We start from the raw sequence: 22,394 nt of genomic DNA, 5'->3' as shown, positions 1-22,394 counted from the left end.
TCAGCTGTTCTTCGTTAAAAAATAGAACCGTAGCTATGGCTATGCTTAGATTTTTTGCCTCGAACAACTAAAAAATAATTCAATTTCCATACGCGCGATTTCAAAGTAAAAATGGTATTATACCATTTTAACTTTGGAAATAAATCGTTTCTTTGTTTACATAATACTATTTCAAACTTAAAATGGTATAAGCTTATAAGTATGATTCAACGTGCGCTGGCAGTAGTATTTCTGTTTTTTATCGTTTCCGCCCTCGTGCAGTGCGCCAAAAGGGGGAACCCTACCGGAGGTCCGAAAGACGAAACGCCACCGGAACTACTAAAGGCCGAGCCGGAAAACATGTCGGTCAACTTCAATACCAATACCATCAAACTCTATTTTGATGAATATGTGAAGCTGGAAAAACTACAGGAGCAGCTTATTGTTTCCCCTCCTCTAAAATACCTTCCGCTGATCTCCCCACAGGGTGGGGCAAGCAAAGTCGTAGAAATTACGATAAAGGACACCTTAAGAGAAAATACCACCTATACCTTTAATTTCGGGCAAAGCATCGTGGACAATAACGAGGGGAACGCCTATCCCTATCTCAACTATGTTTTTTCCACGGGAACCTATATCGATTCCTTGGAACTGACCGGGGTCATCAGGGATGCCTTCGAAAAAAAAGCGGACAATTTTGTTAGCGTAATGCTCTATGAAATCGATACGGCCTATACCGACTCCACGGTATTCAAAAGGCCCCCGAACTATATCACCAATACCTTGGACAGTGCCATTATTTTTAAGATCGGAAACATCAAAAAAGGAAAATATGCCCTTTTTGCCATAAAAGATGAAGCCAAGAACAACGTTTTTGACCAAAATACCGACAAGATAGGATACGTTACCGATACGGTAACCATGCCTACGGACTCAACCTACTTGCTGACCATGTTTAAGGAGATTCCAAGCTACGGTATTTCCGTACCCAATTTTGCCGCAAAAAACAAAATCGTTTTTGGGTATTATGGAACGGGCAAGGACATTTCCATAGCCCCATTACATCCATTGCCCGATACCGTACGTACGACCATTTTAAAAGAACCGGGCAAGGATACATTGAATTATTGGTTTACCCCGTTTAAAGCGGATTCCATCCTGTTTACGGTGCGCAACGAAACGGTATCTCAAATTGACACCTTTAACGTTAAAACAAGAAAAGTTGGAATCGATTCCATGATTCTGGAACCCAATTTTAACGGAAGTCTGGATTTTAACAAGTCTTTTCAGATCGGATCCAATACGCCGTTACTTTCCATCGATTCCACGTTGATTTCCATAATGGACAAGGACTCGTTGGATGTCGGGTTTACGGTAGCCTTGGACAGCCTGGAAAATAAGGTCGATTTTGATTTTGAGGCAGTGCCGGAGCAATCCTATGCCGTACAACTGCTACCCGGCGCCATTCAGGATTTTTTTAATACGGTAAACGACAGTACGGAATATAATTTATCCACAAAAAGTCTCGCCGATTACGGTAATTTGACGGTACAGCTCGAGGGCGCGGTCCGTTTTCCGCTGATCATTCAATTGATTACCGAAAACGGGGAATTGGAACAGGAAAAGTACGCCACCGACACCTCGGCATTCGAATTTTCTACCATCGACCCCGGAAAGTACCTAATTCGTGTTATCGATGACACCAATGGGAATCAACAGTGGGATACGGGCAGCTTTTTAAGAAGGTTACAGCCCGAAAAGGTCAGCTACTACCCTACCGTTTTGGAAGTCAGGGCCAATTGGGAGCTGATCGAAACCTTTAGACTTTTAGACTGAATTCATCGCGATCGTTCAAAAAACGGAGCTTTTCCCGAATATTCATCACATGCTCCTTCTGTAAAGTTGCGTAAAAAACACCCTTCTCCTTTTGATGCACCAATGGCGCGCCCAGCCCGTCATAAACGGCGGAATGCCCCGGGTATTCCAATTGCGATGCATCCGAACCCACCCTGTTCACACCGATACAGTAGGCCATATTTTCAATGGCCCTTGCCTTTAACAAGGTGTCCCAAGCGGTAATCCGAGGTTTAGGCCAGTTCGCGACGTAGAGGAGTACATCGTAATCGTCCGTATTGCGCGCCCATACCGGAAAACGTAAATCGTAACAGATCATCGGGCATATTCGAAAACCACGATACGAAATAATGGGCCGCTCCGTTCCGGCACGGTATACCTTATCCTCACCGGCCAAGGTAAACGTATGCCGTTTGTCATAATGGTAGGAATCCCCTTCATAGGTCATAAAAAAGAGCCGGTTGCGATAGGAGCCTTGCTCCAAAAAAGGGACGCTGCCTGTAATCGCGCTCTTTTTTTCGTTCGCAATACGCTGCATCCACGCCTTGGTTACATTGCCTTCGTCCGACGGCAATTGTTCCGGTTGCATGGTAAAACCCGTGGTGAACATTTCCGGCAAAACGATCAGGTCGGTATCGGAATCCAGGTCCTGCAACAGTTTTTCAAAATTGTTCCTGTTCGTTTCCGGTTCCTGCCACACCACTTCCGACTGTACCAATGCTACTTTCAATTTTGTTTTCATGGAGGTGCTTGTTTAAGGGATAGCGATCAATGAAGTGGTTTGCTCAAAAATAATCCATTTTAACTATTCTATTTTTCTTGGAGTTCGGAAAGAAAGGCCCGCATTAACCCTCGCAATAATGCCGCAGTGGCCGGGTCGGGACTTCCATTGGCGTCTAGTTTTCCCTTAATGCCCGAAAGCAATAACTTGGAATTGCCGGAAATACTGGCACCGAGTGTTTTCACAATCAATTCCAACGATTCCATCGCTTTTTCCCCTGATGCCGAGGCAACGATCAACGCGGTCGGTTTTTGGGAAAGCAGCGTGGTCGCCACCAACCATTCCAACATATTTTTTAAACTTCCCGGCAAACTAAAAACATACTCAGGGGTACAGACCAACATTGCGTCGGAGCACGCAATTTTTTTTCGCAGACCAACAATTTGAGAGGGCAGTTGCTCCCCATCCAAATCCGGATTAAAATGTGGTAGGTCCTGTAATTCGCTAAAAATATCGATTGTAGCCCGACCAATAGTTTCTTTTTTAAGGTATCTTAAAATATGGGCATTGCTCGAGTGGCGTGCGGTACTTCCCGAAACCGCAAAAATCCTTGGCTTTCCCATTTAACCCGTAACCGCTTCCAAAAGATCGATCATTTCGGGGGCACCCTGCATTTTGGCATGGTCTAGGGCCGTATTGCCCCGAGCATCCTTTACATGAAAATCGGCACCGCTGTTCAAAAGTAATTTGGCCACGGCCAAATGGTTGAACGTTGCTGCGTAAATCAAGGCAGTGGCCCCCATGGCGTTCTGCTCGTTCACCTTCGCCCCATAACCGATCAGCATTTCGGCCGCTTCGTGATATCCCTTAAAACAAACGCCCATAAGCGCCGTATTTCCAGAAGCATCCTTTTCGTCTATTGCAGCGCCGGCATCCAATAATACGGGTATCGATGCAACATGGTTATAGTAGGTCGATAAAATCAACGGGGTAGAACCGCGTTGGTCCTTTTTGTTCGCCCACTCCGGATGCACTTTTAACAGCTCCCCGACCGTACCGATATTCCCTTCGCGCAAAGCGTTGTAAAACTTCTCCATAACATAAAGTTAGAAAAAACAATCGTTACCGTTCCTATGCCTTATTCATGATTCCTAGAGGACGTTTTGTTTTTTTCAAAATTAATACCTTTTTAACTTTGAAATAGTACTAATAAATGGTTTCTTTTTCAGTTATTCTTCGTTAAAAAGCCTGTCCCCGGCTTGACCGGGAATCTAACCGTAGCTACGGCTATGCTTCCGTTTTTCGCCTTGAATGCCTAAAAAATAATTCAATTTCTATACGTACCATTTCAAAGTTAAAAAGGTATAAGTACTTCCCCCTGTGCATCATATTTTGCCATTATAGCTATTTTTTATATCTACATAGTGCAAAACATGAACCGAATGGTGAAACCGGTAGGGTATTTTAATACATTTACAATTCTACAATTTAAAATTTTAGCACGACATGGATGAAAATAATACTGGAAATGCTTGGGAAGCAAACGATTCTAGCGCAAAATGCCCTTTTTTAAATGGGGAGATGACGCAAACGGCCGGCGGTGGGACCAATAACCGCGATTGGTGGCCAAACCAATTGAACATCAATATTTTAAGACAACATTCTTCCTTAGCGGACCCGATGGAGCCTGATTTTGACTATGCCGAGGCCTTTAAATCGTTGGATTTGGCCGCCGTCAAACAGGATCTCTACGATTTGATGACCGACAGTCAGGACTGGTGGCCCGCCGATTATGGGCACTACGGGCCCTTTTTTATTCGCATGGCCTGGCATGCCGCGGGTACCTATAGAATTGCCGATGGTAGAGGTGGTGGTGGTACCGGAGCACAACGTTTCGCACCTTTGAACAGCTGGCCCGACAATGCTAACTTGGACAAGGCCCGTTTGCTATTGTGGCCGGTAAAGCAAAAGTATGGCAAGAAACTTTCATGGGCCGACCTGTTGATTTTGGCCGGGAACTGTGCGCATGAATCCATGGGGTTAAAAATGTTCGGTTTTGCCGGAGGACGGGCGGACATATGGCAACCTGAAGAAGATATTTATTGGGGTTCCGAAGCGGAATGGTTAGGAAACAAAAAACGATACGAAAACGATGGTGAGTTGGAAAGCCCCTTGGGTGCTGCCCATATGGGATTGATCTATGTAAACCCGGAGGGACCGAATGCCGTCCCAGACCCGGTTGCGGCCGCAGGTGACATTCGTGAAACTTTTGGGCGTATGGCCATGAACGATTATGAAACGGTCGCACTGATCGCCGGGGGACATACCTTCGGAAAGACACACGGTGCCGCTAGCGATGCCGAATTCCTAGAGGCAGAACCGGAAGGAGCCGGAATTGAAATGCAAGGACTTGGATGGAAAAATAATTTTGGTTCCGGAAAAGGAAGCGACACCATTACCAGTGGTCTCGAAGGGGCATGGACGGACACGCCCACGAAATGGAGCCATAAGTATTTTGAAAACCTTTTCGGTTATGAATGGGAATTGACCAAAAGTCCTGCCGGGGCACATCAGTGGAAACCGGTCGGTGATGCCGGGGCGGGAACCGTTCCGGATGCCCATGACCCGGAGATAAAACATGCACCGTTCATGTTGACTACGGACCTCTCCCTTCGCATGGATCCTGCCTACGAAAAAATATCACGTCACTTTTTGGAGAATCCCGAAGAGTTTGCGGATGCGTACGCACGTGCATGGTTCAAGTTGACCCATCGCGATATGGGCCCCGTAAGCCGCTATTTGGGACCGGAGGTACCCCAAGAAGAATTGATCTGGCAAGATCCCGTTCCTGCGGCAAGTCATGAGTTGATCGACGCTAACGATATTACCCAATTAAAAGCCAATATTTTGGCTTCCGGACATTCGGTATCCGAGCTGGTAGGGACCGCTTGGGCTTCCGCAGCTACCTTTCGTGGATCCGATTATAGGGGTGGCGCAAATGGTGCACGCATCCGTTTGGCACCACAAAAGGATTGGGAAGTGAACAACCCTACCCAGCTGGCCGGGGTTTTAGATACTTTAGGTAGGATACAGGGCGAATTCAATAGCGCCCAGAGCGGAAACAAGCAGGTTTCCTTGGCCGATCTTATCGTGCTAGCGGGCTGTGCCGGTGTAGAGAAAGCCGCTGCCAACGCAGGGAAAACGGTTTCGGTACCCTTTACTCCCGGACGTACCGATGCTTCCGACGAACAGACCGATGCCGCTTCATTTGATGTACTCGAACCTATCGCAGATGGTTTTAGAAACTACGTAAAGGAAGGATACACGGTTACTCCCGAAAGATTGTTTATCGACAAAGCACAGTTGATGACGCTAACCGCACCCGAAATGACCGTATTGTTGGGAGGCATGCGCGTACTGGATACCAATTTTGATAAATCCAGACACGGTGTGTTTACGGACAAGCGCGAAGCCTTAACGAACGATTTCTTTGTGAATCTGTTGGATATGGGCGTAAAATGGGAAGCTACCTCGGAGGACGAAAAAGCCTTTGCCGGTAGGGACCGAAAAACCAACGCCGTTACCATGACTGGGTCTCGGGTAGATTTGATCTTTGGATCAAACTCGGAACTTCGGGCCATCGCGGAAGTATATGCTTCTAGCGACGCGCAAGATAAATTTGTCCGTGATTTTGTCGCGGTTTGGAACAAAGTCATGAATTTGGATCGATTTGATTTGGCATAGCCCGTAAAAATCGGATCAACATATAAACCGGAACAAGGTGGCCCCGAAAGGGTCACCTTTTCTTTTTTATGGATGTAGCTTTATACCGTTTTAACGTTGAAATAATATAATGTGGGGCTTGAACAACGGAATTGCTTTTTCATTTACCATCGCCATAAGCATTTTACCCAATGATAATTGCACAAACGCGTGCTACAAAAGTGAATGGAAAAGGTAGGGGTCGGTCCGACTTGTTTTGGGGCAAATTACTGCTATCTGTATTTTACCATTAAATCTTCCAAATACAACTTTACCATAAAAGGATTGTTACAAAGGTAACAGCTGCTGGACGGTAACCATTCCAAATCCTAAATAGTTGCTACTGCAGATTTTCAGTGCTATCCGAAGGTACTATTCGTCTGGAAATGGCATACCGAAACCAAATTTGACAGCACCCCCTCTTTTTGTTGGCAACGGTAAAATCTACGGTAGGATTGTGAACATATCGATAAAAGTAAATTATCCACACCTTGACTACTTTTTATCATTCTTTGCTTAAAAATTAGCGTTTTATTAACAAACAGATGCATTGAAAGAAAAGTACTACCGTTATTTTCGCGCATATATAAACCCTAAATTTTACATAGTATGAAGTTATCTGTTTTTAGGCCCGTTTTCGTATGGGCCATGTTTTCGTTATTTCTGATCGGTTGTACAAAAGAGGATTCCGTTCCGTTGGAAAATGCCCCTGATGGTATGGACGACTTCGGTCTGTCCATTTCCGGCGAAATAGCCGTCCCAACCGAACTGCAGGACAATCAAGGACCGCATAAACATGTTTTTTTGACGGAACGTTCTGCGGGCTTTACCGAAGGTTTTGAGTCGACTACAAAAGGTAGTTATACTGGTGCGGAGGTGCAATTGAGCTCCTCTGGAAGTTGGTTTCTGTCGGATGCCCTATTGGGTTCGCTCAGTAATGATCGAAAATTCGGTACCCGATCGGTACGTATCCGCAATACCGGTTATGCCATCATGAATTTTAACATGGACAATGGCGTCGAACTGATACGTGTGCGTCATGCAGTGTACGGTGGTGACGGGAGTTCCACCTGGCGGTTGATCGTATCCTATGACAACGGGGGCTCTTGGTTTTTTGCCGGGAATACGATAACCACCTCGTCCACAGCCCTAAACACGGTCACCTTTACCATCAACGACCCCCAACCGGCACGGTACGGTGTTTACAAAACCGGTGGTGGTGGCAATCGGCTGAATATCGACAATGTGGAAGTAACCACAGCTACCTCGGGAGGCGGGGGCGGTTCGGGGCCTACCCGGGATAGCAACCTCACTTTTGGAAACCCCTCCAATGCGGGTACCAGCGCAACGAATTACTTTTTGGCCAAAGATGACTATACCCTTTCCTACAACAATGACAGAGGTACCGCAAATTGGGTAAGCTGGCATTTGAGCAGTGCTTGGACCGGCAACACTTCGCGCTGTAACTGTTTTCGACAGGATACCGACCTGCCCGGTTCTTTCTTTAGGGCGACCACTAGCGACTATACCAATTCCGGTTTCGATCGTGGACATCTTTGCCCTTCCGCCGATAGGAACGGGAGTAGCGAGGACAATGCCAACACCTATTTTATGACCAATATTGCACCACAGTCCCCCGACAACAACCAACGTTCCTGGGCTACTTTCGAAAACTACCTGAGGTCACTTACCGAACAAGGTTTTGAGGTTCACCTTGTCTCCGGGGTTGCGGGTTCTGGAGGTACCGGTAGAAATGGTTTTGCCAGTACTATTGATGGCGGCAACATTACCGTTCCGGATTCCTTTTGGAAGGTGGCCTTGGTACTTCCCAACGGATCCGACGATATTTCCAGGGTAAATAGCGGTACCAGGATCATTGCGATCAACGTGCCCAATGATCAAAACATTAGTACAGATTGGCAGCAGTTCCTTACCTCCGTAGATGCTATTGAAGCCTTAACGGGTTATGATCTGTTCGAGAACATCCCCGACAGTGTCGAAGCTGTGGTAGAAGCCCAGGTAGACAGCGGCGCTTCAAGCTAAACCCAAACATCAATCCCTTGTCCCGGGCGTAAAGTCGCCCGGGGCATTTTGGGGTTGTTCAATGGTACCTTCCGCTCCAGTATCGTTGTATATCGTCCATTCTTCGGGAGTAAATACGGGATTCCCCTCGGTAACCCAGGTGTTTCTAACGGCCCTTCCATCTTCAAATTCATGAGCGGTCCCGCTACCGTCCTCACCGATAACGCCATAAATATCGATCAACTCCCCAAACGGGTCGATCAGCACCAAGTTATCGTCCCCATTGGAATCCGCAGGGCTATTGCTCCCAACACCCAGATCGGGTACAAACCCATAAACGGCCTCAAATTCCAAGATGTCCGGTGAAATTACCAAGGTTCCTTTAGCACCGATGGACAAATCGGAAAGGTCTATCACGGCGCCGACTTCGGTATTGGAATTCGTATACCTGCCCAACGTCCATCCTTTCAAAGAAATGCTTTCACTTCCAGAATTGTAAAGCTCTACAAAACGTGCTCCGGTATTATTGTCCGGATCGGCCAATTCGGAAATAAATACATTTCTAGAACTAAAGGTATCGACAACGTCCTCGCATCTGGTATCGGAAAAACGAATATCGGACAAATCGCGAACCGCTAAGTAAAAGGTCTCTTCTTCCCGCAACAGTACCCCGGTAATACTACCGTTCCCTTCCGGAAGGGGTTCGTCCCAAAATTCGGAGTAACCACTGTTCAACAAATACAGTTCGTTATCGGCACAGTCGGTCAGCAGCCGTTTGGTTTCTTCCGTTTCAATCGCAAAAGGTTTCCCCAGTTCGGAGCTATCGACCTCGATTCCCGTAAGGGTAACCAAAGTACTGGTCTGCGCGTTTGATAATTCTTCTATGGTTACCACCGTAGGCACCATGTCCGCCATTTCGCAGGACCTTAGCAAATGGGCGTCCAGCTGCGTAGCAGGCAACCTTCCTACGCTGGTATTCCCAAAGGAAGTGAACACACCGCCCAGTTCAAAAACGTCTTTACTCTTTCCCAAATACAGGCCTTTCACCCGAATAAAAATCTTGCTTCCTATCGGATAGAACAAATGGGTATCCCGAAGGTCCACAGCAATTTGAAAGCCGGCGGTCGGATTATTGGGGCTATCCTGAAAATGAAGTGTTCCGTAAAAATTTTCCGCACTATCCGACGACGTTACATAACCGACAATGGTCAAATCTTCCTGTATGCGAACGGTTTGGTCGACATACCGCTTTTGCACTTCGGCAAAGGTGACCGGTATGTCCGTGTTTTCAGTACAATCTTCTTTTGGAGGATCGAACGTGCCGCTATCGACGCAGGACTGTAACAATAGCGCAGTACCAACAAAGAAAACCGTAATTTGATATCGTATTTTACAATACATCTTGTTTCATCTTAAATGCCATTATTCCATTAAGGCAGTTGTTCTCTATTTTAACCCGCTTTATACATTAGAAAATCTATTACAGCTCCCAGCTACTTCAAAATATGGTGCTGCGCTACATTTTTATCGCAGCTAAAAGCTTCATTACGAAGTTCTAATGCATAATCCGGGTTTAATCCAGTTTAAAAACTGAAGGCCAGGTTCAAAAAATACGTTCGCCCATAACCGAACCAATACCGCGGTCCGAACGAGGGATTTCCGCTCAGGTTATCCTGTCGCAATTGACCGAAGTTCCCGTTTCTGCTCTGCTCGTACCCCCCGGTTTTATATACCGTATCGAACACATTGTTTATGCTGAGGAATACACTGGCATACTTGCCTTTTTTCAACCACGACTTGCCGCCGACCAAATTCAAAAGGTAAAAGTCCGGCAAGCGTTCCTGTGTCAAGAGCGCAGCTACTTCGGTCGGGATGGCCTCTGGATACGCCTCCCCAGTATCCGGATTCAAAAGAAAGCTTTGGGTACGTGTAATGGTCGATATTCCAACATGATTGTCGGCTAAAAAATTTGCGGTGGTCTTTACCCACCAGTAAGCGGGATCTCGATATTCCACCCCTATCGAAAATGCTTTTTGCGGCCCCTGCGATAGGCGGTACCCTTTTAGGTTCGCCGTACCGAGGTCGCTGTACCCCTCTTGATTGATCAACTCCTCATCCGGTCCCGCGGTATCGAAATTGATGGCGACCCGGGGGTTATTGGCATAGGTATATTCCCCCAAGGCCATAACACCCGTGAGGCGAACCGACGAAGAGGCCTTATAGGCGATACCCAATTCAACGCCTTTGTGCAGCTTGTCCAGTCCGGTAACCACCTCTTGCACAAAATCGGAACCTACACCCGAATCCACAAAAAAGAAATTGATATCGGTTGTGTTTTGAAAACGGGTATAAAAACCGCTGAGTCGTGCCGTAAGTTTTGGCAACCGCATCACATAATTTAAATCGGCACTGGTCACACGGGAACTTGAAAGACCTTCCACCGTTAGGTTGTTCTCCCTTGGGTTCACAAAGCTATGCTGAAGGGCGGGCGGTTCGGTACCGTAGCTTGCATGGCCCGTAATCCAGTGCCTTCCGGTAAGTTGGTATTCCAAACCCGACTTGACGGCATAATCCAAAAAACCGACCGTATTGCTTTCTCCGAGCGAGTTCTCCGGAAAGCGTTCGTTTTGGAACAACCCGTTTCGGGTATAGCTATTTTCAGAACCCCGACCCGACAGAAAAGCATTCCACTTCTTTTTTTGATACTGGAACTGTACAAAACCTTCCGCAAGCGAAACATCATATTTGTAATGATATCCAAAACGGTCCCCTTCCCTTTTTTGAAGGGCACTCCCGATATCGTTCCGTGTATTCGAAAAAACATCGATATCATTATGATACTCCGCTCCCAAGAGGTCGGTAATCTCGGCAAAGTTCTCGGAAGTCAACTGTTGGTAATTTCCCCCGAACTCCATTTTAAAATTGTCATGTACCTGCCAGTTACCGGTAATGTTGCCCAACAAACGACGGTCGTCCGTACGATCGTCGTATTGTACATAGGCGGCATCGGGTGCCGTATTGACGGCATAAATTTGCGGCCAATCCATTTGCGGATCGCTTATAAATCCCTGTGCCGCCTGGTTGGCACTTTCAAAATTGGCCCCTATAGTGCTATTGGTATAGTAACTGGGCAAATAACGATAATAGGTCGGGTCGGGATTTGGGGCGTTGTAATACCCTAACCTCCCCGAAGCCTGTTCCCCGAACTGATACGCCGCCCCGACACGAAGTTGGAACTTTTTGGTACTATAGTAATGATTGAGCATTACAATTGGTTCCATACTCCGCCGTTCCCGCGAGTTTCTGGTTTTTTCATTTTGTAGCCCCCAATAGGGATTATAGCGCCTACCCACCAACTCAAATACTTCTTGGGTTATAGCAGCGGAACGCCCCCTTCGGTTAGGGGCGAAAATTCCAGTAAGTTGCATGCTATTGTTTTTGTTGAGGGCGTATTCCACCGTTCCAAAAAAAGAGAACGCATCATATAACGTTCCTTCGATATACCCTTCCGGTGCCCACCGTCTAGACCCGGAAACACTATAGGCGATCCGGTCCGTACTAGCGGTATGGGTCGCCATGAGCCTGCCCGCGTAAGTGCGATCGGAAAAAGAAGACGATAAACGCGTACCGGAACGAAAGCTTGTCGGACGTGTATTGATCGCCGTGGTGCCCAAAACCCCTCCAAAAGAGCCGTTCGCCAGACCGAGGCCATGGGTAAACTCCTGATTGCGCATTACATCGTTCAATCCGCCCCAATGGTTCCATTGTGGTCGACCGTTTATCGGTCTGTTCATGGGAATTCCATTGATCAATACTTTTGCATTTTGGGAGTCGTATCCGCGTACCCGAAAAAAAGCTTGTCCGAAATCAAAGGCAGCGGTCGTTAGAAAAACGTCTCTAGTACCCTGTAGCAACGGAACGGAGACCGCACTGATCTCCTCATCGACCAATTCGGTAGCGGTCAACGAAATTAGATTATCGGTCTGCTCATAGGTAATATCCCTTTTGAGATACAGCATACCCATATCCAAGGTACCGGTATCTAATTGGATAGGGATGTTTTGGGTCAAATACTCCCTTAACCTCAAAGAAATCAATCGTTCTCCCGTACCTGATACCGAGAGTTCAAAACCACCGTCGGCATCGGTACCCATTACACTATCGGACCCTTCTATGGACACCATAACACCTTCCAAAAGCACGCCCAACTCCTCGCTGGCCACCCTTCCCTTAATTACGGTTTTCTGTGGTTCCTGTCCGAAAGTGTAGGTGACAAAGAATAAAAACAACAGGACGGATAAACGGTGCATTTCAGATAAATAAAAAATTATGGTTTTCAATATATCCAGAAAGCATGTCGCGTTAACGATAAATCCTATGAAATTGTCAGTTTTTTCGTTTATTGGAATATTCTTTTAAGGACATGAAATACTTTTACCTCAATTTTCTGTTGTTCACCGGATTTTTATGCTACGCGCAGGAGGGTACACAATATCGCATTCGTACCATAGCTTTCTACAATTTGGAAAACCTGTTCGATATCGAAAACGATTCGCTTACTTTCGATGATGATAGGACTCCTGAAGGTAGGCGCCATTGGACCTTGGAACGCTATGAAAAGAAACTATCGAACCTGGCGAAGGTCATCTCGGAAATAGGGAGCGACGTTACCGGCACTTCACCGGATGTTATCGGAATCTGTGAAGTGGAAAATATAAAGGTGATCAAAGACCTCATCTCACAGCCTGTATTGCTCCCGAAGGCCTATGGCATCGTGCACTATGATTCTCCGGATGAGAGAGGAATCGATGTCGCCCTACTGTACAAGAAAGCTGCTTTTCTTCCCACGGCCAGTGCCAGTCATCGTCTTATTTTACAAGATGATGCCGGTAACCGTAATTACACCCGAGACCAGTTGGTCGTATCGGGATTATTGGACGGAACGCCCATGCATTTTCTGGTAAACCATTGGCCCTCCCGCAGTGGTGGACAAGCAAGGAGTGCCCCTAACCGCATCGCCGCCGCCAAACTAAATAAAAGGATTATCGACTCGGTACAACGACTGCACCCCGATGCAAAACTAATCGGTATGGGAGATCTAAACGACGACCCTATAGACGATAGCCTTAAAAAAGTACTTAAGACCAAGGGGAATGGCAAGGCGACAACCGAAGCATTCCTTTTTAACCCTATGGAAAAACTGTTTAAAAAGGGCATTGGTTCTTTGGCATACCGCGATGAATGGAATTTATTCGACCAGCTCTATTTTACTTCCAATTTGTTATCAGATCACAAAGGAACGTTCCGCTACTGGAAGTCGGGCATTTTCACCGCACCATATCTGCTTAATGGAGAAGGGCAGTACAAGGGATACCCCTTTCGCACCTATGCAGGAGGTAATTACGCTGGAGGTTATAGCGATCATTTGCCGGTATATTTGTATTTGATACGGGAGGAGGGGGAATAAGCGTATATCTAAAGTGCTTCCCTAGAAAGGGAAAAGGTTCGGTTTTAGCTACAATCGAAAGAAGAGGCCTTAAAGGAGAAAAGGTATGCCTTAAGCTTTTTAGAAATGACGCAACGTATAACCCCATCCGTCATCTGAGCTGCGCTAGATGACACCTTCCCCTTTTTGGGGAAGGAGCCTGATTATTTTTTGAAATTTGCTGTTATCTCTTCTAAAACAGTGGTCAAGTTTTCAAAAACCATTTTGTTTTCAAACCTGATTACGGTCAAACCAGCACGTTCCAAATGCTCAGTTCTTTTTTTATCATATGCTTGCGCAGTAGGGTTCATATGTACCTGCCCATCCAATTCGATAACTAACTTCTCGGAAGCGCAGTAAAAGTCAGCTATATATCGATCGATACTGTGTTGTCTTCTAAACTTTCGCCCTGCTAGTTTTTTACCGCTCAAGTGTTTCCATAAAAAAGCCTCCGCCGGCGTAAGCCTCTTTCTCAACAACTTACGATATTTTTTTAAACCGGTTTTGTTATGTCTCTTTTCGTAACTCATCGTAGGTCACGTTTTTAAAGGCTCCTTCCCTAGAAAGGGGAAGGTGGGCTTTTGATTTTGACCAACGGGAAAAATAAAAGGTCGGAAGGGGTTGCCCCGGTAATTCTCAGCATATAGCCCAACGCCCAATACTGTTTGTCACCTACGCTCTGTGTGCCATCCTTTTTATAACAAAGAATGTTCTGCAACTACTATTAGTTGAACCACTGTCCCCAAGGAATACGGCTAAGGATGCACAGCAGTCCCAATCCATAAAAAATGGCAATGCTTTTGAACTTCTTTTCCCCTTCCATAAACTTCTTATGACGGGACCATCCGATGGTAATCAACACAATGGCAATGATATTGATAAAAGGATGCTCTACGGCCAACAAGCGCGACGGGGCGTTTAGTCCGCCCATCCCCAAGGTCTGGATGGCCTTTAGACCGTTTGGGGAACTGAAAAACAGAATCAACCCGACCACCAGCTGAATATGCGACAAAATAAGGGCAAAAAGGCTCAATCTAAAATCCTTGGAAAGATTGAATACCCGGTTCCCGAACCAGCCTGTAAGGGCATTGGCAACGGCCAAAAAAAGAAGGGCCAAAACGATGTAGGCCAGATAAGAATGAACGGATTGAATGGTTTCGTACATGACAGTGTTTTTACAGCTTAAATTTACTGATTTTTGGGCACAAAAAACCCCGCCTTTTGGGCAGGGTTTAAAACATTTTTATATTCTACTTAGTTAAAAAGGTACCGCACACCTACTTGTAATCTCCAAGTGTCCCCAAGGCTATTTGAGGGCTGATAACTTTCTCTAGGTATTTCGGATGTACCTCTAACGGTATTCAAACTGTAAACCGGTTCATCGGCAGTATTTCTACCCCTATAGTTAAGAATGTTTCTTTGCAATTCGAATTGTCGAACACCCCAATCCGAATTGAACAGGTTACCAACGTTTAAGAAGTCCATTGATAATTGAAGTCGGTTCTTTTTATCATTGGTTAAATTAATCGTTTGCAATATCCTTAAATCATACTGATTGAACCAAGGTCGTTTGGCACCATTTCTCTCTGCAACTTTTCCCCTGTTTTCACTAAGGTACTCATCCTGTTCTATATAATTGTTCAAAGCATTGATTTGTGCTTGCTCCGTAACAATAGCTCCGTCAAGTTCAAATTCCTCGAAATTTAATTCTGCCGCATCGTTAGGAATGTATATCAACCTATCGGCATTATCACCAAAATTCCCTGAATAGGTGTAACTATAACGTCCGTTCTCCCCTCCTTGCCAAAATAAAGATATACTTGTGTTTTCTTTTTGATAGGTAAGGTTACCAACAAATCTATTGGGCTGATCGAAAGCGGCAAAACTCAGTTCAGGATCGTTCCTGTTCTCCTGAACCGTAGCAGTCCACAAAGAACCCGCTTGAGAACCACCTGTACTACCCATATCCCTAGCTCTGGAACGGGTATATGCCAAAGAAGAAAAGAAACCGTTATTAAATTGCTTTTCCAACTGGAAGGTAAATGAATAATAGTCTCCTTTATTAGTGTTTGTTAGCAAAAACACGTTTCTAAAGTCTTCATCATTTGAATAGCCTCCATCCCAAAACGGGCGTTGATCTGGGCCGTTAAGCGTACCGTCTGGCTCACGCAATATTGGATTATAAACAATAGGGGCAGAAATGTCTTTGGAATAAATAAAATCAAAGGTACCTGTAATTCCCCATGGCAACTGATGATCTACACCGATGTTGGTCCTCCATGTTTGCGGAAGTTTAAAATCACGATCGGTTAGATTTAATTCGTTCGATAAGGTTTGACCTGGATTTTCCGGGTTCCCAAAAGTCACGTCTGGATTGAAAACATAATTCGGCCCAAACTCCTCAGCTACCTCGTCACCTTCAAAACCAATACCTCCTCTAACTACACCTGAACCATTTACCTGATTGCTCAACCATACGAATGGAATGCGACCGGAAAAAATTCCCGTTCCACCGCGTACCTGTGTTTTACCTTCGCCATTAACATCCCAGTTTACTCCAACCCTAGGAGACCATAACGGGCGTACTTTCGGAAACTGGCTAACATCTGGCGTAAAAGAGTCTCCGTCATCATCAATAAAAGTTTTGTTTAAATCGTCCAACAATGTATTTCTTGGAATATCACTTGCGTAAAAAGGAAAGTCAATACGCAACCCTCCGGTTATTTTTAAATCGTCGTTTAGCTGGTATTCATCCTGAAAATAAACGCCAACTTGACCAAAATTAACTTCATCGACAGGTGGCGTCAATGAACCGTCCAAAGCAAAACTTTTAGCAAAAGCATCTGGATAGGCTCCCGGTGTTTGATTGATGACCGTTTCAACAAAACTATCGTAACTAGTGAATCTATAGAAGCCATTAAACACCGGGTTAAAGGCATTTTTAAACGTCATATACTCAAAATTGGCACCAATAGTATAGGTGTGTTTCCCGGAGTATATCGAAAAGTTATCCGTAATGTTAAAAACGTTGTTCTCCAACAAATTACCTACAGTAAACAATTCGTTACCCAATGCTGTATAATACAGAAGATTTCCAGATGGATCTGGCTCTAGAACTTCGATGAACGGAAATGGCTGTCCACCTGGGACACCTCTTTTTGGATCAGCCACAGAAGTATACCCAACATTCAATTTGTTAGACATATTATCCGCTACCTTAGCATTCCATTCACCCACTATGGACTCTACTAAACGATCATTCGTATAGTTGGCATTAGCAAAAGTAACCGCTTCAATATTAGTTCTTCTAGTATTTCTATATCGTGTTGGCAGAAAACGGTTCGAATTCCCATTTATTTGGACATCCGAAGCGGACTCAAAACGATTGTAACGAACCGAGAACTTATTATCCTGATTGAGGTTGTAATCCAGTCTTACGTTAAATCTGTTTATTTCAGATGCAAATGGATAGTTTTCGTAAGGTCCTGTTTCATAACCGTAAAGACTTCGCATTTGTTCTTGAATAAAATCAAGATCAGAAGCAGGCACTCTAGATACGACAAGACCGTCAGGGGTTAACCCTGGTCTTGCAGCTTGCCTTTGGAAACCTGGAATAGCTTGTTCTTCTTCTTCATAACTGACAAAGAAAAATAGTTTATTCTTAAGGATAGGGCCTCCCAAGCTTACTCCCTTTATTTCATTTCGAGAATCACCCGGCTCTAGTGTCAAATCTCTGAGCTTTGTACCTACCATTTGGTCATTTCTAAGGTAGTAGTACACAGAGCCCTTAAACTCATTAGTACCAGATTTGGTGACCGCGTTTACCGCTGCTCCGGTAAAACCCGACAATCGAACATCATACGGAGCAAGATTAACCTGTACTTCTTCAATGGCGTCCAATGAAACTGGATTTGCTCCGGCAAACTGAGCATCTCCAAGACCAAAGTTATTGTTATAAATATTCCCATCTATGGTGTAATTGTTAAACCTCCCCGAAGTACCTGCAAACGAAGTTCCGTTGGATTGGGGCGTAAGCCTGGTAAAATCATTTATACTCCTAGAAATTGTGGGCAGCGCATCGATTTTCTCCCTAGACAAATTAGTAGCCGGCCCGGTACGATCAGGATCTATAATATCTCCCCTAGTGGAGGTTACCACCACCTCTTCAAGCTCAACACCTTCCTTGAGCTCTACTTTCAAATTGTAACTCTGCCCAAGTCCTAAAGTAATGCCTTCATAAGTTTTATCTTGAAAACCGATATAGGACACTACTACCTGATAAGGCCCACCAACACGTAAATTGGTAAAGTAAAACCTTCCATCCTCATTAGCGATGGCACCGTATGTAGAACCAGACGGCGTATGCGTGGCAACCACATTGGCCCCTAATAACGGTTCTCCGGCATCATCCAATACCGTTCCCTGCATACTAGAGGTAGTCACCCCCTGCGAAAATGCAAAGGCAGTCATAAAGAACGCTACCATTGCGAAGTACTTTTGTTTCATTTGTTCTCGTTTTTATTAGCTTAATTTTGGCAAAAATGCGTTATTTTTTGTCTTTTCACATTAAGCTAGCGTTAAATTAGTTAAGACAAATTTAACTTTAAATTGGCAGTATCGATATTTGAAAACGAGGAAGTTATCAGACGTTATAAAGAAATACGGAATTAGCTCCTTATTTCTTAAAAGCCTTTAATAATTGTAATGTAGAGGCATCATGCTTGCCAATTTCGGAACCTTGTATGTCGCGCAGTATGTTACCGGCCAGTTGTTTGCCCAGTTCCACGCCCCATTGATCGTAGCTGAAAATGTTCCAAATTACCCCTTGAACGAAAATCTTGTGCTCGTACAATGCAATAAGGGCGCCCAGACTTTTAGGTGTAAGCTGATCGATCAAAATGGTGTTGGTAGGTTTGTTCCCTTCAAAGACCTTGAACGGAATCAGTTTTTTCATCGCCGCTTCCGACATTCCTTTTTCCGAAAGCTCGGCACGAACCTCGCGCTCCGTTTTACCGTTCATCAACGCTTCGGTCTGCGCGAAAAAATTGGCCATCAGTTTCTGATGGTGGTCGGTATCGCCATGAAGAGATTTTTTATACCCGATAAAATCGGCGGGAATCAGCTTTGTTCCTTGATGGATCAACTGAAAAAACGCATGCTGGCTGTTGGTTCCGGGTTCGCCCCAGATAATGGTGCCCGTTTGATGGCTCACCCGTTTCCCGTTCCGGTCCACGCTTTTACCGTTACTTTCCATAATCCCCTGCTGCAAGTATGCCGACAAACGACCCAGGTATTGGGTGTAGGGGATAATGGCCTCGGTTTCGGCCCCATAAAAATTATTGTACCAAACGCTCAAAAGTGCCAATACCACGGGAATATTGTTTCCAACATCTTCCGATTTAAAATGCACGTCCATTTCATTGGCACCCTCCAAAAGGGCATCAAAATGTTCAAAACCGACTGCCAAGGCAATGGACAGCCCAACCGCACTCCAAAGCGAAAAGCGCCCTCCTACCCAATCCCACATGGGAAAAACGTTTTCCGGGGCAATACCAAATTCCGCTATTTTTTCGCTGTTGGTAGACACCGCAGCAAAGTGCAATGCGATATCTTCTTGTTTGGCATGGCCCAAAAACCATTTTTTAATGGTGGTCGCATTGCTCAAGGTCTCCTGGGTAGTAAATGTTTTGGATACCACTACGAACAAGGTGGTTTCAGGATTTAAGTTCTTTAAGGCCTCATGTACATGGTCCCCGTCCACATTGCTGACAAAATGTACGTTCAAATGGTTTTTATAGAATGCCAAAGCTTCGGTAACCATGGCCGGCCCCAAGTCGGAACCACCGATCCCGATATTCACCACATCGGTAAAGGCTTTTCCGGTATATCCTTTTCGTGTTCCATCAATAATGGAATCGGTAAAGCTTTTGATATGTTTTTTTACGGCGTACACCTCGGGTACCACATTGGCACCATCTACCATAACGGTGTCGGAGGCTTTCGCACGGAGCGCCGTATGCAGCACGGCCCTTCCTTCCGTTTCGTTTATGGCATCGCCATTGAAATAGCTTGTAATGGCCTTTTTAAGCCCCACTTCTTCCGCCAATTCCACCAATAGGGACATTGTTTCCCCTGAAATTCTGTTTTTTGAAAAATCGACCAAAAAATCCTTCCACTGCAAACTAAACTTCACCGCCCGTTCCGGGGCATCGGCAAAGTGTTGCTTAAGGATATCTTCTTTGGTCTCGGTATAGTGTTGTTGTAGTTTTTTCCAGGCGTTGGTAGTGGTGGGGTCGGTGTTCTCTAGCGACATGTTACTGATTGAGTGTTAGCAAATCTTCTTTCTCTTCTTCCGGCGGATCAGGGTAGACCATACAGTCCAACTGGTCCTTCAACGGGCCGATATATTCAAAATAGGCGGGTTGCAAGGTTTCTTTCAATGGTTCCGCTTTTGGCAGCTCTTCCCGAAGCGGGTCTACTTGCCGTCCGTTTTTCCAAAATCGGTAGCACACGTGCGGTCCGCTGGTGTTGCCCGTCATACCGATCCATCCGATAACGTCGCCTTGGCGCACATATTCGCCCTTGCGCACCTTTTGTTTTTTCATGTGCAGGTATTGCGTTGCATAGGTACCGTTATGGCGTATTTTTACATATTTTCCATTTCCGCCCCTACGGGTCGATTCTACGACCGTACCATCAGCCGTAGCCAAAATGGGTGTCCCTACAGGTGCAGCATAATCGGTACCCCTGTGCGGGCGTACCTTATTGCCGTAATAGCGGATACGGCGTTTTAAATTGTACCGCGACGACAACCGTCCGAATTTTAAGGGAGCCCTCAAAAAGGTCCTTCGCAGGTTGTTCGCGCTCTCATCATAATAGTCCACGATACTTTTCAAGGAATCGTTTTCATAGGAAAAAGCATAGATAGGCCTCCCGTTGTGCTCAAAATAAGCGGCCTCGATAGGGCCAGCTCCCGCATAAATGGAATCATTGATAAACTTTTCCTTGTACACTACCTTAAACTTGTCCCCTTTTTGGAGCTTAAAGAAATCTACCGTCCAAGCATATACCTCGGAAAGGTTGTTGGTAACGTTATAATCGATTCCCTGTTCCAAAATGGCCTCGGAAAGCGAAGTCGTTATCACGCCAGAGGCCTCACGTTCCACATACTTGACCTTTTTTTTGTTCTTGTAGGCAACAACACTGTCCCTCAAATCGACAACCGTGTAGTTTATCGGGTCGTTCTCGTAAATAAATACTTGTGCGGTCTGGGAAGTATCTTTCGATTGAAGGATCATATAGGGCTTGCCAACGCGAATACGGCGCACGTCAAACGTATCTTTAAAGTCTTCGGAAATTTTGGCGATTTTTGGATACTCCACCTTGTGCGACAACATCAGTTCGCCAAAGCTATCCCCATTTTTAACCGTATCAACGGTTACCTTAAAATCTTCAAGGTTGAACCCGAACTGTTTGGCGGCCACTTTCTCGACTACCTTGGTTACCTCCGCTATTTCTTTTTTGACCGGATCGGACAACTGCTTTTCCTTACAGGAAGAAAAAAACAATGTTACTACTATTGCGCCCCACAAATACTTCATGCTATCATTCCATTTTTTCGGGATTAAAGATATGGTCTACCCATTGTTTTCCCCAATTATTTAACTCTTGTTTTGAATACAACGATGGAAAGAACACTACTTTTTGAAAACTTGGTGGCAAATAATCCTTCCAATTTGTTCCTCCGGTCGCCCCAATTTCCCCCGCATCCTTACCCAAATAACGGTGGGCGGATCCAAAATGCATCAAGGGCCAATTCACGTTTGCGTTCATATCCAGATTCTTTAACGCATCAACTAGGGCTTTATTATCCTTTTTTTCCGCAGGCAACTGCATGAACTTGTGATAGATGGTATTGTTCTCCACCTGTTTCGCGATACGGACCAAACGCGGGGTATAGCGATATTCAAATTGTTTTAACGTTAAGGTTTTCTCGCCGGTGGCCAAATCCGTTGCTCCCTTCTTCCAATAGATATGTTCGTAAAGCGTTTCTATGGATTCGTTTCCATTGAGCGAACCCCGTTCGGTGTGGTGTACCAGGTTTTCCAAAGGGGCCGCATAGATTTCGATCATCCGGTATTGGGCCGATTGAAAACCGCTTGCCGGCAACAATGCCATGCGGTATTGCAAAAACTGTTCGCGTTCCATTCCCTTGATCATAATACTGAAGGAAGAGATCAAGGCTTGGTAATAGCTATTGATACGTCGTGTTTTTTCGATGAAAAAGGCGACTTTTTGCGATTTGTCGTCAACCAACTGTTTTTGCTCGTGCAATATGAGCTTAAAATACAGTTCGGTAATTTGATGGTACATGATGAAGATTTCCTCATCGGGAAAATAGGTTCGGGGAACCTGAAGGCTCAACAAGGTATCCAAGTGGATATAGTCCCAATAGGTGAGGTAACGCTGATACAGCAGGCCATCCAAATAGGAGCTGAGGTCTTGCCCCGAATCTTTATACTTTTCTTGAAGTTTTGCGATTTGGGACGCGATTTGCTCCTTTTCGTTCAT

General features: G+C 45.3%; 15 protein-coding genes. 4 read left to right on the top strand and 11 right to left on the bottom strand.

Features of this window, described 5'->3' with window-relative positions; genetic code table 11:
• Nucleotides 1–201 precede the first annotated feature (201 nt).
• On the top strand, nucleotides 202–1,815 hold the full coding sequence (locus tag ACRD7P_RS02835) for an Ig-like domain-containing protein (RefSeq protein ID WP_430905979.1): 1,614 nt from the start codon (nucleotides 202–204) through the stop codon (nucleotides 1,813–1,815).
• Here the strand turns inward: ACRD7P_RS02835 and ACRD7P_RS02830 are convergent.
• From ACRD7P_RS02830 to ACRD7P_RS02820, 3 genes are all read right to left on the bottom strand, one after another.
• Nucleotides 1,799–2,575: an amidohydrolase gene (locus tag ACRD7P_RS02830; RefSeq protein ID WP_430905978.1), complete on the bottom strand. Its 777-nt coding sequence runs from the start codon at nucleotides 2,573–2,575 to the stop codon at nucleotides 1,799–1,801. The genes ACRD7P_RS02835 and ACRD7P_RS02830 overlap by 17 nt on opposite strands.
• A 68-nt stretch (nucleotides 2,576–2,643) precedes the next feature.
• On the bottom strand, nucleotides 2,644–3,177 hold the full coding sequence (locus ACRD7P_RS02825) for an NADPH-dependent FMN reductase (protein WP_430905977.1): 534 nt from the start codon (nucleotides 3,175–3,177) through the stop codon (nucleotides 2,644–2,646).
• Nucleotides 3,178–3,651 carry an ankyrin repeat domain-containing protein gene (locus ACRD7P_RS02820; RefSeq protein WP_430905975.1) on the bottom strand — a complete coding sequence of 158 codons (474 nt, stop codon included), beginning with the start codon at nucleotides 3,649–3,651 and terminating at the stop codon, nucleotides 3,178–3,180.
• A 409-nt stretch (nucleotides 3,652–4,060) separates the two neighbouring features.
• Between ACRD7P_RS02820 and katG the strand changes: the two genes are divergently transcribed.
• Together katG and ACRD7P_RS02810 are read left to right on the top strand one after the other, a co-directional pair.
• Nucleotides 4,061–6,298: a catalase/peroxidase HPI gene (gene katG / locus ACRD7P_RS02815; protein WP_430905974.1), complete on the top strand. Its 2,238-nt coding sequence runs from the start codon at nucleotides 4,061–4,063 to the stop codon at nucleotides 6,296–6,298.
• 627 nt (nucleotides 6,299–6,925) lie between these two features.
• Nucleotides 6,926–8,359, top strand: a complete 1,434-nt coding sequence (locus ACRD7P_RS02810; protein ID WP_430905973.1) for a DNA/RNA non-specific endonuclease — start codon at nucleotides 6,926–6,928, stop codon at nucleotides 8,357–8,359.
• Nucleotides 8,360–8,368: 9 nt separating this feature from the next.
• Here the strand turns inward: ACRD7P_RS02810 and ACRD7P_RS02805 are convergent, their stop codons facing one another.
• Entirely contained in the window at nucleotides 8,369–9,739 is a 1,371-nt protein-coding gene (locus ACRD7P_RS02805) for a DUF5689 domain-containing protein (protein ID WP_430905972.1), read from the bottom strand.
• A 182-nt stretch (nucleotides 9,740–9,921) separates the two neighbouring features.
• Complete coding sequence (locus ACRD7P_RS02800; RefSeq protein ID WP_430905971.1) at nucleotides 9,922–12,648, bottom strand: TonB-dependent receptor; 2,727 nt, start codon at nucleotides 12,646–12,648, stop codon at nucleotides 9,922–9,924.
• 113 nt (nucleotides 12,649–12,761) lie between these two features.
• Here ACRD7P_RS02800 and ACRD7P_RS02795 point away from each other — a divergent pair, with 113 nt between their 5' ends.
• Nucleotides 12,762–13,805: an endonuclease/exonuclease/phosphatase family protein gene (locus tag ACRD7P_RS02795; protein WP_430905970.1), complete on the top strand. Its 1,044-nt coding sequence runs from the start codon at nucleotides 12,762–12,764 to the stop codon at nucleotides 13,803–13,805.
• Between the two features lie 182 nt (nucleotides 13,806–13,987).
• Here ACRD7P_RS02795 and ACRD7P_RS02790 read toward each other — a convergent pair whose 3' ends face one another.
• The 6 genes from ACRD7P_RS02790 to ACRD7P_RS02765 form a co-directional block, all read right to left on the bottom strand.
• Nucleotides 13,988–14,353: an endonuclease domain-containing protein gene (locus ACRD7P_RS02790; protein ID WP_430905969.1), complete on the bottom strand. Its 366-nt coding sequence runs from the start codon at nucleotides 14,351–14,353 to the stop codon at nucleotides 13,988–13,990.
• 194 nt (nucleotides 14,354–14,547) lie between these two features.
• A complete protein-coding gene (locus ACRD7P_RS02785; RefSeq protein WP_430905968.1) occupies nucleotides 14,548–14,988 on the bottom strand; it encodes a hypothetical protein in 441 nt (146 codons plus the stop codon).
• Nucleotides 14,989–15,077: 89 nt separating this feature from the next.
• Complete coding sequence (locus ACRD7P_RS02780) at nucleotides 15,078–18,329, bottom strand: carboxypeptidase regulatory-like domain-containing protein (protein ID WP_430905967.1); 3,252 nt, start codon at nucleotides 18,327–18,329, stop codon at nucleotides 15,078–15,080.
• Between the two features lie 169 nt (nucleotides 18,330–18,498).
• Nucleotides 18,499–20,136 (bottom strand): glucose-6-phosphate isomerase, encoded by a 1,638-nt coding sequence (pgi, locus tag ACRD7P_RS02775; RefSeq protein WP_430905966.1) that lies wholly within the window; start codon nucleotides 20,134–20,136, stop codon nucleotides 18,499–18,501.
• A gap of 1 nt (nucleotide 20,137) precedes the next feature.
• Nucleotides 20,138–21,424 carry a peptidoglycan DD-metalloendopeptidase family protein gene (locus ACRD7P_RS02770; RefSeq protein WP_430905965.1) on the bottom strand — a complete coding sequence of 429 codons (1,287 nt, stop codon included), beginning with the start codon at nucleotides 21,422–21,424 and terminating at the stop codon, nucleotides 20,138–20,140.
• A gap of 4 nt (nucleotides 21,425–21,428) precedes the next feature.
• Complete coding sequence (locus tag ACRD7P_RS02765; RefSeq protein WP_430905964.1) at nucleotides 21,429–22,394, bottom strand: tryptophan 2,3-dioxygenase family protein; 966 nt, start codon at nucleotides 22,392–22,394, stop codon at nucleotides 21,429–21,431.

Origin of the sequence: Maribacter sp. 2-571 (assembly GCF_050589625.1) — a bacterium.
Classification (GTDB): Bacteria; Bacteroidota; Bacteroidia; order Flavobacteriales; family Flavobacteriaceae; genus Pelagihabitans.
Note: the sequence above shows the minus strand (reverse complement) of the source record. Positions and strands in the feature narration are given on the sequence as shown.

What these genes read in the sequence shown, in the direction of transcription:
- ACRD7P_RS02810 (WP_430905973.1), top strand. Translation starts at nt 6,926, where the DNA reads ATGAAGTTATCTGTTTTTAGGCCCGTTTTCGTATGGGCCATGTTTTCG.
- ACRD7P_RS02795 (WP_430905970.1), top strand. Translation starts at nt 12,762, where the DNA reads ATGAAATACTTTTACCTCAATTTTCTGTTGTTCACCGGATTTTTATGC.
- ACRD7P_RS02825 (WP_430905977.1), bottom strand. Translation starts at nt 3,177, where the DNA reads ATGGGAAAGCCAAGGATTTTTGCGGTTTCGGGAAGTACCGCACGCCAC.
- ACRD7P_RS02765 (WP_430905964.1), bottom strand. Translation starts at nt 22,394, where the DNA reads ATGAACGAAAAGGAGCAAATCGCGTCCCAAATCGCAAAACTTCAAGAA.
- ACRD7P_RS02805 (WP_430905972.1), bottom strand. Translation starts at nt 9,739, where the DNA reads ATGTATTGTAAAATACGATATCAAATTACGGTTTTCTTTGTTGGTACT.
- ACRD7P_RS02820 (WP_430905975.1), bottom strand. Translation starts at nt 3,651, where the DNA reads ATGGAGAAGTTTTACAACGCTTTGCGCGAAGGGAATATCGGTACGGTC.
- ACRD7P_RS02800 (WP_430905971.1), bottom strand. Translation starts at nt 12,648, where the DNA reads ATGCACCGTTTATCCGTCCTGTTGTTTTTATTCTTTGTCACCTACACT.
- katG (WP_430905974.1), top strand. Translation starts at nt 4,061, where the DNA reads ATGGATGAAAATAATACTGGAAATGCTTGGGAAGCAAACGATTCTAGC.
- ACRD7P_RS02835 (WP_430905979.1), top strand. Translation starts at nt 202, where the DNA reads ATGATTCAACGTGCGCTGGCAGTAGTATTTCTGTTTTTTATCGTTTCC.
- ACRD7P_RS02770 (WP_430905965.1), bottom strand. Translation starts at nt 21,424, where the DNA reads ATGAAGTATTTGTGGGGCGCAATAGTAGTAACATTGTTTTTTTCTTCC.
- pgi (WP_430905966.1), bottom strand. Translation starts at nt 20,136, where the DNA reads ATGTCGCTAGAGAACACCGACCCCACCACTACCAACGCCTGGAAAAAA.
- ACRD7P_RS02830 (WP_430905978.1), bottom strand. Translation starts at nt 2,575, where the DNA reads ATGAAAACAAAATTGAAAGTAGCATTGGTACAGTCGGAAGTGGTGTGG.
- ACRD7P_RS02785 (WP_430905968.1), bottom strand. Translation starts at nt 14,988, where the DNA reads ATGTACGAAACCATTCAATCCGTTCATTCTTATCTGGCCTACATCGTT.
- ACRD7P_RS02780 (WP_430905967.1), bottom strand. Translation starts at nt 18,329, where the DNA reads ATGAAACAAAAGTACTTCGCAATGGTAGCGTTCTTTATGACTGCCTTT.
- ACRD7P_RS02790 (WP_430905969.1), bottom strand. Translation starts at nt 14,353, where the DNA reads ATGAGTTACGAAAAGAGACATAACAAAACCGGTTTAAAAAAATATCGT.